At 56.2% G+C, this 13,775-nt stretch carries 15 protein-coding genes; 12 read left to right on the forward strand and 3 right to left on the reverse strand.

Annotated elements, in window-relative coordinates; all coding sequences use genetic code 11:
- The first annotated feature begins 98 nt into the window (after positions 1-98).
- From yihA to AM218_RS07325, 3 genes are all read left to right on the forward strand, one after another.
- On the forward strand, positions 99-716 hold the full coding sequence (gene yihA, locus AM218_RS07315) for a ribosome biogenesis GTP-binding protein YihA/YsxC (RefSeq protein WP_054413237.1): 618 nt from the start codon (positions 99-101) through the stop codon (positions 714-716).
- A gap of 63 nt (positions 717-779) precedes the next feature.
- Complete coding sequence (locus AM218_RS07320; protein WP_082318306.1) at positions 780-1,247, forward strand: energy transducer TonB; 468 nt, start codon at positions 780-782, stop codon at positions 1,245-1,247.
- Between the two features lie 26 nt (positions 1,248-1,273).
- Positions 1,274-1,879: a DUF5606 family protein gene (locus AM218_RS07325; protein ID WP_054415391.1), complete on the forward strand. Its 606-nt coding sequence runs from the start codon at positions 1,274-1,276 to the stop codon at positions 1,877-1,879.
- A gap of 84 nt (positions 1,880-1,963) precedes the next feature.
- On the opposite strand, the gene fbp is transcribed toward AM218_RS07325, so the two are convergent.
- On the reverse strand, positions 1,964-2,989 hold the full coding sequence (fbp, locus tag AM218_RS07330) for a class 1 fructose-bisphosphatase (RefSeq protein ID WP_054413239.1): 1,026 nt from the start codon (positions 2,987-2,989) through the stop codon (positions 1,964-1,966).
- Between the two features lie 150 nt (positions 2,990-3,139).
- On the opposite strand from fbp, the gene AM218_RS07335 reads away from it, so the two are divergent.
- From AM218_RS07335 to AM218_RS07370, 8 genes are all read left to right on the forward strand, one after another.
- Positions 3,140-4,450, forward strand: a complete 1,311-nt coding sequence (locus AM218_RS07335) for an aspartate kinase (protein ID WP_054413241.1) — start codon at positions 3,140-3,142, stop codon at positions 4,448-4,450.
- Between the two features lie 12 nt (positions 4,451-4,462).
- Positions 4,463-4,993, forward strand: coding sequence for a GNAT family N-acetyltransferase (locus AM218_RS07340; RefSeq protein ID WP_082318112.1), 531 nt, complete (start codon positions 4,463-4,465; stop codon positions 4,991-4,993).
- Between the two features lie 43 nt (positions 4,994-5,036).
- Positions 5,037-5,810, forward strand: a complete 774-nt coding sequence (locus AM218_RS07345; protein ID WP_054413245.1) for an enoyl-CoA hydratase-related protein — start codon at positions 5,037-5,039, stop codon at positions 5,808-5,810.
- A 151-nt stretch (positions 5,811-5,961) separates the two neighbouring features.
- Positions 5,962-6,438 (forward strand): Fur family transcriptional regulator, encoded by a 477-nt coding sequence (locus AM218_RS07350; protein ID WP_197274035.1) that lies wholly within the window; start codon positions 5,962-5,964, stop codon positions 6,436-6,438.
- A gap of 62 nt (positions 6,439-6,500) precedes the next feature.
- Positions 6,501-7,139 (forward strand): peroxiredoxin, encoded by a 639-nt coding sequence (locus AM218_RS07355; RefSeq protein WP_054413249.1) that lies wholly within the window; start codon positions 6,501-6,503, stop codon positions 7,137-7,139.
- A 176-nt stretch (positions 7,140-7,315) separates the two neighbouring features.
- Positions 7,316-8,575: a 3-deoxy-D-manno-octulosonic acid transferase gene (locus tag AM218_RS07360; protein WP_054413251.1), complete on the forward strand. Its 1,260-nt coding sequence runs from the start codon at positions 7,316-7,318 to the stop codon at positions 8,573-8,575.
- Between the two features lie 62 nt (positions 8,576-8,637).
- Positions 8,638-9,564, forward strand: coding sequence for a ribosome small subunit-dependent GTPase A (gene rsgA, locus AM218_RS07365; RefSeq protein ID WP_054413254.1), 927 nt, complete (start codon positions 8,638-8,640; stop codon positions 9,562-9,564).
- Between the two features lie 137 nt (positions 9,565-9,701).
- A complete protein-coding gene (locus tag AM218_RS07370; protein ID WP_054413255.1) occupies positions 9,702-10,601 on the forward strand; it encodes an NAD(P)-dependent oxidoreductase in 900 nt (299 codons plus the stop codon).
- A gap of 59 nt (positions 10,602-10,660) precedes the next feature.
- On the opposite strand, the gene AM218_RS07375 is transcribed toward AM218_RS07370, so the two are convergent.
- Positions 10,661-11,287, reverse strand: a complete 627-nt coding sequence (locus AM218_RS07375) for a fasciclin domain-containing protein (RefSeq protein ID WP_082318114.1) — start codon at positions 11,285-11,287, stop codon at positions 10,661-10,663.
- A gap of 179 nt (positions 11,288-11,466) precedes the next feature.
- Here AM218_RS07375 and AM218_RS07380 point away from each other — a divergent pair, with 179 nt between their 5' ends.
- On the forward strand, positions 11,467-11,928 hold the full coding sequence (locus AM218_RS07380) for a peptidylprolyl isomerase (RefSeq protein WP_054413257.1): 462 nt from the start codon (positions 11,467-11,469) through the stop codon (positions 11,926-11,928).
- A gap of 266 nt (positions 11,929-12,194) precedes the next feature.
- Here the strand turns inward: AM218_RS07380 and AM218_RS07385 are convergent, their stop codons facing one another.
- Positions 12,195-13,724 (reverse strand): sigma 54-interacting transcriptional regulator, encoded by a 1,530-nt coding sequence (locus AM218_RS07385; RefSeq protein WP_054413259.1) that lies wholly within the window; start codon positions 13,722-13,724, stop codon positions 12,195-12,197.
- Positions 13,725-13,775 lie beyond the last annotated feature (51 nt).

Here is a 13,775-nt window from a genome sequence, read left to right on the forward strand (position 1 = left end):
GGCCTCTTTGTAAACTCCAATAAAATCCAAGAAAAAATTTACTTCCAGCAGCCCATTTGGTTTGCCGTATCTTTGTGCTTTCAGCGTCTTTTCCAACTATGCTTATTCGTACGGCAAAATTTCTGACCAGCAATACCCGCGTAGACCAGTGCCCCGCACCTACTTTGCCGGAATATGCTTTTATCGGGCGCTCCAACGTGGGCAAGTCGTCGCTGATTAATATGCTGACGGACCACCGCGGATTAGCCAAAACCTCTTCGCTGCCGGGTAAAACTCAGCTTATCAATCATTTCATTATAAATGATGCGTGGTATCTGGTAGACTTACCCGGCTACGGCTATGCCAAGGTTAGCAAAGACTCCCGCGCCAAGTGGGAAAAGATGATCAACTTTTATTTACGGGAGCGGGAAAATCTGGCTTGCGTATTCGTATTAATTGACTCGCGCCACGCTCCTATTGCCTCCGATCTGGAATTTATTGACCGGCTGGGAAATATGGGCGTGCCTTTTGTACTGGCCTTTACGAAATCCGACAAGCAATCGGGTTCACGCACCCACCAAAATGTAGTGGCTTATATTGAAAAGCTGCGCGAAACCTGGGACGAACTGCCGCAGTACTTTGTTACTTCCGCTACCGAGAAAATGGGACGGGAAGAGATTCTGGCCTTTATTGAGGAAGTAAACCTGAACGCTGCGCCTACCACGGATAATGCGTAAATTGACGCTTAAATGCCCTTTCTGTTTTTAGCGTTATTGACTTACTCTCTCTTTTTTAGCGACATGAAAAAACACTTGCTTGTTCTGGCTTTGGGCATTTGTACCCTGACGCCTGCTTTCGCCCAATCGGTGAAGGTAAAATCCAAAGGTCCCGGCCCGGCTACCCAGACTGAGGTAGATGCTGCCGTAGCCACGGCGCAAAATCCGGTGCGCGGCGGCAAAGTCATTCCGGTAGCCGAGTACTATGAAGGAGGCCAGGAGGCCATGTATGCCTTCATTGAAAAAGAAATGAAATACCCGCTCATGGCCCGGCGCAACCGCATCCAGGGCACCTGCATCGTGAGCTTTACCCTGAACACCGACGGCACGCTGTCCGGCGTGAAGCTGGTAAAGCAGATTGGTGGTGGCTGCGGCGAAGAGGCGCTGCGCTTGGTGCATCTGCTTAAATTCAAGAAGCCGGACTACGCTATTCTGACCAGCTTGCCCATCTCATTTAAGCTGCCAGTCCCCGGACAAGCCGCCGCTGAGTAACTTTGCCCCGTACTAACTGCTTTTTTATGCCCTACGACCTGAAGGAAATTGCTGCCATTAGCGGCATGCCAGGCCTCTACCGCCTGGTACGCCCCACCCGTGCTGGTGTTATTGTGGAAACGCTGGATGAGCGTGCCACGCGTTCTGTTGCCTCGGCCCGCAACAAGGTGTCGCTGCTCCACGAAATTTCCATTTATACCGAAGACCTGGACCAGACCGTGCCCCTAACGGAGGTATTTGACCGGATTCAGCAGCACTACGGCGCCGATTTTCCCTTTACCAACAAGTCGGACGACCGGGACCTGACCAAGTTCATGGAAACCATTATTCCCGATTACGACCGGGAGCGGGTGTACATGTCAGACATCAAAAAGCTCGTTACCTGGTACCGCCTGGTAAGCGCTACGCTGCCTTACTTAGCGGAAGAAGAAGCCACCGAGGAAGCCCCTGCGGAAGAAGCTGAAGCTAAAACGGAGAAAAAAGCCGGCACCAAAGCCAGCAAGGCTACCGCGGATGATGCCCTGAGCACTGCCGGCGTTATCTCCTCAGCCACTGAAACCGACGAGCCTACCAACCCGGAGGCCGCCACGGAAGCTACCGCCAAAAGTCGTGGCAAAAAGAAATCGGAATAGATTTATTTTCTTTTCCTAGCCCATAAAAAAAGGCCGCTCTGATTACAGAGCGGCCTTTTTTTCTTATTACGATAATCGGGTAAGCTATTTGACTGCCTCGGTATCGGCGTTGGCGTACTGGGCCATAAATTCTTCGGCTTTTTCTACCAGTTCGGTAGAGCCAATGAACAACGGGCACCGGTCGTGCATGCCGATGGGCTGTATTTCCATGGTGCGCATAAAGCCGTTGCTGGCTTTGCCACCGGCCTGCTCCACAATAAAGGCCAGCGGGTTGCACTCATAGGCCAGGCGCAGCTTGCCGTTCTTCACTTTGCGGGTGGCCGGGTACATATAAATCCCGCCCTTCAGCAAGTTGCGGTGAAAATCAGCCACCAGAGAGCCGATGTAGCGGGCCGAGAAATGCTGCTCCTTACAATGGGCCACAAAGGCTTTCACCCCTTCCGGGAAATCTTCGGAAATACCCTCATTAATAGAGTATACCGTGCCGGTTTTAGGCGAGGTGATGTGGGGGTGCGACAGGAAGAACTCCCCCAAAGAAGGCTCGTAGGTGAAGCCGTTTACCCCGTTGCCAGTGGTATACACCAGCATGGTGCTGGAGCCATAAATAACGTAGCCGGCGGCCACCTGATGCGTCCCGGCCTGCAGGCAGTCCTGGTCGGTGCCCTCGTTGCCGGTGGGTGATACGCGCCGGTAGATGCTGAAAATAGTGCCGATGCTGACGTTCACGTCAATATTGGAGGAGCCATCCAGCGGGTCAATGGCCACCACATATTTACCCTGCACGTTGCCGGTCTGGATCTTCTCGTCGTCTTCTTCGGAAATAATGGTGCAAACCTCGCCGCCGTTGCGCAGCGCCCGGATAAAGCGAATGTTAGCAATAACGTCCAGCTTCTGCTGGTCTTCGCCCTGCACGTTGCGGTTGCCATAAGCGCCGGCAATATCAATGAGGCCGGAGCGGTTGATTTCTCGGTTTACGATTTTGGCGGCCAGGGCAATATCACGCAGCAGCTGGGAAAGCTCCCCGGTAGCATAAGGGAAGTCTTCCTGTTTGCGCATAATAAACCGGTCCAGAGTAGTACCGACGGGTAGCGCGAGTTTGTTGTGGTCCATTGGGTGGGAAAGTGGGTGGGGGTATTCGGGTGGACAAATTTATCGTTTTTCGCCACATCTGGCGGGCGCTTCCTACTTTTGACCTCCTCTCCCGGTCCTTCCCTCCTGTTACGCAGGGCGGTAGTGACGCCCGCTTTTATATCATTGTATATGCAGGAACAGCACGCGCTTAAGGTTTATAAGTTTGGAGGCGCCTCCGTGCGCAATGCCGCCGCTATTCGCAATCTGGTGGAAATAGTGCGCCGCTTTGGTACCGATGGGCAATTGCTGATTGTGGTATCGGCCATGGATAAAACCACGAATGCGCTGGAGGATATCTTTCACCGGGCTTATTCTGCCCTGGACTACCAGGAGCAGCTGCGCGCTCTGCGCGACTTTCACTACACCGTGGCCGATGAGCTGTTTGGCGACGCCTGGCGGGAGCAGGAAGCCGTGGCGGCCGCCGTGCCCGGCACCGTTACCCTGCCTGGGCTGCTGGAGCAGCTCAGCGGCCAGCTGGCCACTCTGGTCCGGGGAGAATATGACCGGCAGTACGACCAGATAGTGAGCTTTGGCGAGCTGCTGGCCACTCTGATTGTAGCGCGGGCCCTTGAAGCCGAATGGCTGGACTGCCGCCCCCTGGTGCGCACCGATTATATGTGGCGCGAAGGCCGCCTGGACTGGCCTACCACCGAGCGCAACATCCGCGCCGTGGTGCCGGATCTGCTCCAAAAGGGCCCCGTGGTTACCCAGGGCTTTCTGGGCGGCACCCCCAGCGGCCAGACCACCACGCTGGGCCGCGAAGGCTCCGATTTTTCCGCTGCCATTTTCGCACATTGTCTGCACGCGGAGTCCGTTACCATCTGGAAAGACGTGGCCGGCTTGCTAAACGCCGACCCCAAGATCTTTGCCAATACCATCCGTTTCCCGGAAATCAGCTACCAGGAAACCATTGAAATGGCTTACTACGGGGCGTCCGTCATTCACCCCAAAACCATTAAGCCGCTGGCCGTGCGCCGCATTCCGCTGTATGTAAAGTCGTTTCTGGACCCTACGGCGGAGGGCACCAAAATTCATGACTGCCGGCATGAGTCCCTGCCCCCGGCCTTTATCCGCAAAACCGGGCAGTGTCTGGTTTCTTTTGAGTCGAAGGACCTCACGTTTATCTCGGAAGAAAACCTGGAAGTCATTTTTGGGGCGCTGGCGCAGGTGCGGCTGAAAATTCATCTGATGCAGAACTCTGCCATCAGCTTCTCTGTGTGCACTGATTTTTCCGCCTACCGGCTGGAGCAGCTCCTGGACATGCTCTACGAGCAGTTTACCATCCATTACAACACCGGGCTGGAGCTGTACACCATCAAGAATTATGATGCCGCCAGCGTTCAGCAGCTTACGGAAGGCCGGGAATTGCTCCTGGAGCAGCGCACTCGCCAAACCTTCCAGTTTGTGTGCCGCAGCGCCGTGAAGGAAGAAGTGAAGTAAGCGGCCGCTACCATGATAACCACTCCTCGCCTGCAACTGCTTCCCTGCCGACCAGAGCATTTTGCGGCCATGCTTCAGCCAGATCTGCCAGCGTTAGCCCAGCTGCTACACGTGGCGCCCCACTTAGACTGGCTGCAGCAGGACCTGGTGTGGGAGGTGGTGCCGCAAGCCGCGCAGTTTCTGACAGAGCATCCGGAAGCAGCCGATTGGTGGCTGTATTTTTTTATTCACGCAGAACATCAGCAGCTGGTGGGCGTGGGCGGCTTCAAAGGCCTACCCACCCACGGCACAGTAGAGCTGGGCTACAGTATAGCACCGCATTTTCGGCAGCAGGGTTATGCCACCGAAGCTACCCGCGGCATGATTCAGTTTGCTTTTGAACACCCGGAAATTTCGCAGGTGCTGGCCCACACGCTCCCCAGCATCAACTATTCCACTCAGGTGCTGGCTAAAACGGGCTTCACTTTTCAGCAGGTACTGGAGGACCCCGAGGATGGTTTGGTGTGGCAATGGCGCCTGTTAAAGTCTGATTATTCCGTGTAGTTCTTCGTTTTTGTCTTCCCGATTTTTAAGTCTCCCTCTCCCCATGGAATTTATAACCGTAACCCCCGAGGCCCGGCCGCATGTGGCCCTGATTCAGCTAAACCGCCCCAAAGAGCTGAATGCGCTGAATCTGCAGCTGATGCAGGAAGTAGCCGCCGCCCTGAAAGACCTGTGCACCAATGATGCCGTGCGCGTGATTGTGCTCACCGGCAATGAGCGCGCCTTTGCTGCCGGTGCCGATATCAAGCAGATGGCGGGCCGCACCGCTATTGATATGCTGACCATTGACCAGTTCAGCACCTGGGACCAGATCCGCAAAACCCATAAGCCCCTAATTGCCGCGGTATCGGGGTTTGCGCTGGGCGGGGGCTGCGAGCTGGCCATGACCTGCGACATGATTGTGGCCTCCGAAACCGCCCAGTTCGGGCAGCCGGAAATCCGGATTGGCACCATGCCGGGCGCGGGCGGCACCCAGCGCCTTACGCGCGCCCTGGGCAAAGCCCGGGCCATGGAAATGGTGCTCACCGGCAAACCCATTTCGGCGCAGGAAGCCGAAAAGCACGGGCTGGTAAACCGCGTGGTGCCCGTAGGCCAGTATCTGGAGGAAGCATTCCGGCTGGCTGCCAGTATTGCGGAAATGTCGCCGGTAGCGGCGCGCCTGGCGAAGGAATCGGTGAACCGGGCATTTGAAACCCACCTGGATGAAGGTCTGCACTTTGAGCGCAAAAACTTCTACATGACGTTTGCTTCCGAAGACCAGAAAGAAGGCATGGCGGCCTTCGTAGAAAAACGCAAAGCCGATTTCAAAGGTCGCTAAGTCAGGAAATCAGCCTGATTACCAGACTGTATTAGCATGCTGAAAGGCAGCCGCTTCGGTGGCTGCCTTTTGCTTATTCCGCCGAGGAATGAAACAATTTTGCGGGCTTGCGGCTTATAGGCATACCTTTGCGGAGAATCATTCTTATCTGGTGAGCAATTCAGTTGACAACGCGCCCTTGCATTCTACCCCGCCCAGCCAGTCACGCCTGCGTGAGCTGTTGGGGCAGGCGGGCCTGCGCGCCACGCAGCAGCGCATCCTCATTCTGGAGAGCCTGATGCAGCTCAGCGGCCACCCTACCGCCGAGCAGGTGCACCGCTCGGTAGTGGCAGTTTCGCCGTCTATCTCTCTGGGCACCGTGTATAAGGCGCTGGATAGCTTTGTGGCGGCCGGCCTTACCAAGCGGGTAGCCGCGGCCGATGGCACCTCGCGCCGCTACGATGCCGACTGCTCGGCGCACCATCATCTGTTCTGCACTGATACGCAGGAAATTATTGATTACTGCGACCCGCAGCTGGACGCCCTGATCCGGGACTTCTTCGCCACCCGCGGGCTCAAAAACTTCCAGCCTACCTCCTTTTCACTGCACATTACCGGCTCCCGCCTCGATGCGCCGCGCAATGACTAAGGCTTTCTTCTCCCTCCTGTTTTCGACTTTCTTTTTTCACTCCAAATAATTCAAGCCCCACTATGGCAGTTCTTGTTGGCAAGCGTGCCCCTTCGTTTAAAGCTACCGCCGTTATCGATGGCGAATTTGAAGAAGATTTCTCCCTGGACCGTTACCTGGGCAAAAAGCACGTTATTTTCTATTTCTACCCTGCTGACTTCACCTTCGTTTGCCCTACTGAAATCATTGCATTCCAGGACCGTCTGGCTGATTTTGAAGCAAAAGGCGTAGCCATTGTCGGCTGCTCTACGGATACCCACTTCTCGCACTTTGCCTGGCTGCAAACCCCGCGCGACAACGGCGGTATTTCCGGTGTAACCTACCCCCTGGTGGCTGACGCTACCAAAACCATTGCCTCTAACTACGATGTACTGGGTGGTCACTATGACTACACGGAAGCCGGCGAAATGACCTTCGTAGGCTCGCCCCTGGCGTACCGCGGCCTGTTCCTGATTGACAAGGACGGCATTGTGCGCCACCAGGTAGTAAACGATGGTCCGCTGGGCCGCAGCATTGATGAAGCCATGCGCATGGTAGATGCCCTGCAGTATTTCGAGAAGAAGGGCGAAGTATGCCCCGCTAACTGGGAAGAAGGCAAAGAGGCCATGGAAGCTACCCGTGAAGGAGTGGCTAACTACCTCGGCAAGCAGGCAGCACACTAGTCCTACAGGGCTGCGGGCGTAAGCGCTCCAGCCTTACTTTAAAAAAGCCCTGGCCAATTGGTCGGGGCTTTTTCGTTTCCGGGGTGGGAAACGCCTACTTTTGCAGGCCCCAAGGTTTTTTTCGCCCAACGAAAACCCGGTTTTAGACTTAAGAAGAACTTTCCAAGCTCCGCCCATTGCGTTTTCTGTATTCTCTGGCCTTACACCTCTACGCGCTGCTGCTGCAGCTGGTGGCTCCTTTTGTGCCCAAAGCGGCGCAGTGGGTGGAAGGAAGGCGTGGATTATTGCCCCGGATTCAGGAAGCGCTACGCCATGAAACGGCGCCTCTGGTCTGGTTTCACTGTGCTTCGCTGGGCGAGTTTGAGCAGGGCCGCCCCCTGATGGAGGCCTACACAGCCCGCCACCCGGACCACAAAATTATCCTGACGTTCTTTTCGCCCTCCGGCTATACCGTGCGCCGCACGTGGCCCGGCGCCGCTTACGTTTTCTATCTGCCGCTTGATACTGCCCATAATGCCCAGGCCTTTCTGGATGCGGTGCAGCCCCGGCTGGCGGTTTTTGTGAAGTACGAGTTCTGGTACCACTTCCTCACGGAGCTGCAGCGGCGGCAGGTTCCCTCCATCTGTGTGTCAGCTATTTTTCGGCCGGAGCAGGCTTTTTTCAAGCCCTGGGGCGGCTTCTTCCGTAAGGCGCTGAGCCGTTTTACGCACATCTTCACCCAAAACGAGACCTCCGTAGCGCTCCTGCGCAGCATTGGCCTCACCCAAAACAGCGTAGCCGGCGACACCCGCTTTGATACGGTGGTGCAAACGGCCTCGGCCCAGCCCCGCCAGCTGCCCTTGGTAGATGCGTTTGTGGATGACTGGGCGCCGGTGTTCATCATTGGCAGCAGCTGGCCGGAAGATATGCCCGTGCTCACGCCCTTGCTGCGCCAGTATGCCCAGGAGCTGCGTTTTATTGTGGCCCCGCACGAAATCAGCGAAACCAATCTGCGGCTGGTGGAAGAAGCCCTGCCGGGCGGGGTGGTACGCTACTCGCAGGCCCGCCCGGAAACGGTAGCCGAAGCGCGCGTGTTACTGATGGATAACGTGGGACTGCTCAGTCAGCTGTACCGTTTTGGCCATTTTGCGTACGTAGGTGGGGCCTTTGGCAAGGGCTTGCACAACACGCTGGAAGCCGCCGCTTTTGGTCTGCCGCTGTTCTTCGGGCCTACGTATCAGAAGTTTCAGGAAGCAAAAGACCTGGTGGCTATGGGCTGTGCTTTCCCGGTGCACTCAGCTGAAGAGCTGCTTAAAACGTTTGGCCCGCTTTTTCACAGCGAAGACCGCCGCCTGAAGATGCAGGACGTGAGCCTGGATTATGTGCACGACCACAGCGGGGCCACGCGCAAAATCATGACCTGGCTGGAGAGCAACGTAAAAGAAAAGTCTTCCTGAGTTGGTGGCTTTTTTGCTTCCTATACCTCTTATCCGCTTTACCCCTTCTCCATTTTACTCCCATGACCGGAACCATCGTCAAATCAACGGGCTCGTGGTATATCGTGCGGGAGGCCGGCACCCGTAAGCTGCACCGCTGCCGCCTGCGGGGCAAGTTCAAGAACCAGGGCCTGAAAGTAAGCAACCCGCTGGCTGTAGGTGACCAGGTAGATTTCACGGTAGAAGAACAAACCGAAGGCGCCGGGGTTATTCATCACATCGAGCCGCGCCGGAATTATATTATCCGGCGCTCGGTGCACAAAAGTGAGCACTCGCACATTGTAGCCGCCAATCTGGATCAGGCCCTGCTGGTAGTCACGCTGGTTTCGCCAGCTACCTCGTTTGGATTTATCGACCGGTTTCTGGTAACGGCGGAGGCTTATCACATTCCCGTAACGCTCATCTTCAACAAAACCGATTTATACGACGAAGAGCTGGCCCATTATCAGGAGCAGATTCTGAATATGTACAAGCGCACCGGCTACCCGGGGTTGCGCTGCTCAGCACACACCGGCGAGGGGGTAGCGGAGATTAAAGCGCTGCTGGAAGGCAAAGTCACGCTGCTATCGGGCCACTCGGGCGTAGGCAAAAGCACGCTTATTAATGCGTTGGTACCGGATTTAGATTTGAAAACGGCCGAAATCAGCCAGTTTTCCGACAAGGGTGTGCACACCACAACTTTTGCCGAAATGCTGGAAGTGCGCCCTGGCACCTACCTCATTGATACCCCCGGCATTAAAGAGCTGGGGCTGGTAGACATGAAGCCCGGCGAGTTGGCCCACTACTTTCCTGAGATGCGCGCCCTGCTCAATCAGTGCCGTTACCACAACTGCCAGCACGTGCATGAGCCCGGCTGCGCCGTGCGCGAAGCCGTGGAGAAAGGCCGCATTGCCCTGCCCCGCTACGACAGCTACCTCAGCATGCTGGCCGGCGAGGACAACCGGAGATAATCAGCGCATAAAGCGCACCCAGTGCCCCCTCTCATATACGTTTCTAATCAGTAGAATTGGTGGGCAGCCAAATTCTATAAGGGATAAATATGCCCTTGGCCATACTGATTTACGTTTCCCTCTGAAACGCGAATCTTATGGCACAACTTGCACTTCTGGGCCTGGGCCACATGGGTCAGGCTATGGCCGCCAATCTGTTACAGGCAGGTCATCAGCTTACAGTTTATAACCGCACCACAGAAAAAACAGAGCCCTTAGTGGCTTTGGGCGCCCAGTTAGCGGCCAGCCCGGCCGAGGCCGTAAAGCAAGCCGAAGTGGTGTTTACCATGGTTACGGGCGACACCGCACTCCAGAGCCTGGCCCTGGGCATAGATGGTTTTTTGCCGGCTATGGTACCGGGCTCCATTCACGCCTCCTGCAGCACGGTGGCCCCTGCCACCAACCAGATGCTGGCCCGCCTGCACGAGGAGCACGGCACCACCTTGGTAGCCGCGCCGGTATTTGGCAAGCCCGATGCCGTGGCGGCCGCTAATCTTTGGGTGTGCGTGTCTGGTCCGGCAGCTGCCAAGAGCCGCCTAGCCCCCTTGTGGCCGGCCATCAGCCAGGGGCAATACGATGTGGGCGAAGACCCGGGCGCGGCCAGTACGGTGAAGCTGTGCGGCAACTTTATGCTGGGCGCCGCCATTGAGGCCATGGCCGAAGCCTTTACCCTGGCGGAAAAAAGCGGCGTGAGCCGGCAGCAGATTTATGAAATCATGACGGGCACCATCTTCAACAGCCCCATTTATAAAAGCTACGGCCACATGGTGGCTACCGAAGACTATAAACCCCTGGGGGCCGCGCCCCACATCCTGCGCAAAGACCTGGACCTGGTCATGCAGGAGGCCCAGGACCACGGCGTACCCATGCCCATTGCCAACATCGTGCTCAACCACCTCACCACCACCGTGGCCCGCACCGCCGGCGACGAAGACTGGACGTCGTTTGCCCGGCGGGTTTCGGAAGAAGCCGGGTTGAGTCGTCCGGCCGTGGCTTAAGTAAAAAGGCCTGCTCTTTACGGGGCGGGCCTTTTTACTTAGATACTGAAAGCACTTGCTTATTTAGCAGCTGGTGGCAGCAGCACCTGGTTTATTACATGGGTAATGCCGTTGCTGGATACCACGTCCGGAATAGTGACGGTAGCATTATTGATCATTACCTGTCCGTCTTTCACGGTCACTTTTACTTTTTCACCGTTCACGGTGGTCAGTTCCTGGCCGTCGCGCAGGTCGGCGGCCATAATGCGGCCGGCAATAACGTGGTATTTCAGCACGCTCGCCAGCTTATCCTTGCTTTCCGGCTTCAGTAAGCCCGCTAATGCCCCGTTTGGCAGCTCGTTGAACGCTGCATTTGTGGGCGCAAATACGGTGAAAGGACCGGCGCTCTTCAGGGTTTCTACCAGCCCGGCGGCTTTCACGGCGGCCACCAGCGTGGTGTGGTCCTTGGAGTTTACGGCGTTGTCTACAATGTCTTTATCGGGCGTCATCATGGCGCCGCCTACTTCTATTCCACCGGTCTTGCCCATGCGGGCCGAGTCCGTCATCATGGCCGCTGAGTCCACCATGGGGGCAGTGGTGTTGGTTTCGGTGGTTTCGGTGGTTTTCTGGTCACCGCAGCTGGCCAGGCCAAGGGAAAGGGCCGCGGCAAACAGGGCCAGGGAGGTGGTACGTAGGGTCTTTTTCATGAAATGCGGGAATAGTTTTTTTGGGTGGATGGAAGAATGGCAGCGTGCCGCGTTTTGGCGGCGGTGAAGTCCTTACGAAACCAATGAGGGGTCCGGATGTTCACCATAGCAAATTGGCTACCTTTGCCTCTTGTTGGCTATTTGGCCACTTTCTCTGTTCATCCACTTACCCCATCCGAATGAAAACCGCCGAAATCCACACCAATAAAGGTGTTATGAAAGTGGAGTTCTACGAAAAGGACGCTCCCAACACGGTTAAGAACTTCACCGATCTGGCCAAGAAAGGCTTTTACGACGGTCTGAAATTCCACCGCGTTATTCCAAACTTCGTGATTCAGGGCGGCTGCCCTAACTCCCGCGACGGCGCTAAAGGCACGCCTGGCACCGGTGGCCCCGGCTACCAGATTAAGTGCGAGGTGGATGGTGAAAACCAGTACCACGAGCGCGGCGCGCTGAGCATGGCCCACGCCGGCCGCAACACTGGTGGCTCGCAGTTCTTCATTGTGCACGACCGGCAGAACACCGCCCACCTCGACCGCAACCACACCGTGTTCGGCAAAGTGGTAGAAGGCATCGACATCATCGACCAGATTAAAGCCAACGACACAATTGAGAAAATTGTGGTAAGCGAAGAAGCGTAGTTCACTACCTGATTCGAAAACATAAAAAAGCCTCTGGTCATATGGGCAGGGGCTTTTTTATGTTAGAATTTTGGGCCTATTGAAACCAGTCCTGCTGAGCGGAGCCGAAGCATCGCTACTGCTTCGTAACTTAGGGTATACCACACTAGCGAGATGTCTCGACTGCGCTCGACATGACGTTTTAGAGGCATTCTATAGAGCTTCAGAAAAAGAAAAAAGCCAGCCTTCATCGGGCTGGCTTTTTCGTTGAGTTATGCGGCGCTGTTTTACCGGCGACGGCCGCGCTGGGGACGCTCGTCTTCGTCCTCGTCATCATCACCCTCGCCAAAGCTGGGCATGGTGAACATGGATGAAAGCAGGTCTTTAAATTGGGCCCCCGCGGTGAGGCGGTTGCGGGAAATCAGGCTGTACTCCGACAGGCCGTGGAGAAGGAATTCCATCAGGAAGTAGGTGGTTTCCTTATCCTCCTTGGGATGCAGCTCGGTTACGATGTCGCGCAGGCCGGGTACCTGATCCAGGGCGGCGCGGTAGTCCTTGGTGGAGGCATCGTGCAGAATATCCACGGTGTGACCGGTGCCAAACCACTCCTGCACCGCTTTATAGGGCGACGGACGGCCTTTCAGCTTCTTAGCCTTATCCGGGTCGGGGAAGTAGCTCAGGAACAGCGTACGGATGGCTTTACCCATCAGCTTCTCGGCCACAATGCCGGCTCCCTCCTGCTCGCCTTCATACACCAGCTCCACCTTACCTGTAATGGCGGGCACTGCCGAGATAAAGTCGGCTACGCGGACATAGGTATTCTTTTCGCCGTTGATGAGGGCGCGGCGCTCGGCCCCGGCCACCACCTGCTCGTAAGCCGAGATGGTAAGACGCGCGGAAACGCCGGATTTGGCATCCACGAACTCCGAGCCGCGGGCTTCCACGGCCACCTGCTCCACCAAATCGTGCATGATTTCATTGCTGGTCACCATACCTTTCTGCTCCTCTTTAATGCGGGCTTCCTGCTTGGTGATGCGCTTACCGATTTCGATGCTCTTGGGATAGTGCGTGATAATCTGGGCGTCGATCCGGTCCTTGAGCGGCGTTACAATGGAGCCCCTGTTGGTATAGTCCTCGGGGTTAGCCGTGAATACAAACTGAATATCCAAGGGCAGGCGCACTTTAAAGCCGCGAATCTGGATGTCGCCTTCCTGCAGGATGTTGAACAACGACACCTGGATGCGGGCCTGCAAGTCGGGCAGCTCGTTAATCACGAAAATGCCGCGGTGCGCCCGCGGAATCAGGCCAAAGTGAATCACCCGCTCATCGGAGTACGGCAGCTTCAGGGTGGCCGCTTTTATGGGGTCGGCGTCGCCGATAAGGTCCGCCACGGATACATCGGGCGTTGCCAGCTTTTCGGTGTAGCGCTCGTCGCGGTGCAGCCAGGTTACGGGGGTTTCGTCGCCTTTTTCGGCAATGAGGTTTTTAGCGAAGACGGACAGCGGCTGCAGCGGGTCGTCGTTGAGCTCGGAGCCAGCCACTACGGGCACGTACTCATCCAGCAGGTTTACCAGCAGGCGGGCAATGCGGGTTTTGGCCTGCCCGCGCAAGCCCAGTAGGTTTATGTGGTGACCAGCCAGGATGGCGCGCTGCAGGTCCGGAATTACGGTTTCATCGTAGCCATAAATGCCAGGAAACACCTCTTCTTTGTTGCGCAGCTTTTGAATGAGGTTATCGCGCAGTTCTTGCTTAACGGTGCGGGGCTGGTAGCCGGATTTCTTCAGGGCACCGAGGGTGCGGATATCGGGTTGAGTCATACGGAGGATTAGTTACCGGCCTGCTTTATACACCGCAATACGTGCAATAGA

The sequence above is a fragment of the Hymenobacter sp. DG25A genome, assembly GCF_001280305.1.
Lineage (GTDB): Bacteria > Bacteroidota > Bacteroidia > Cytophagales > Hymenobacteraceae > Hymenobacter.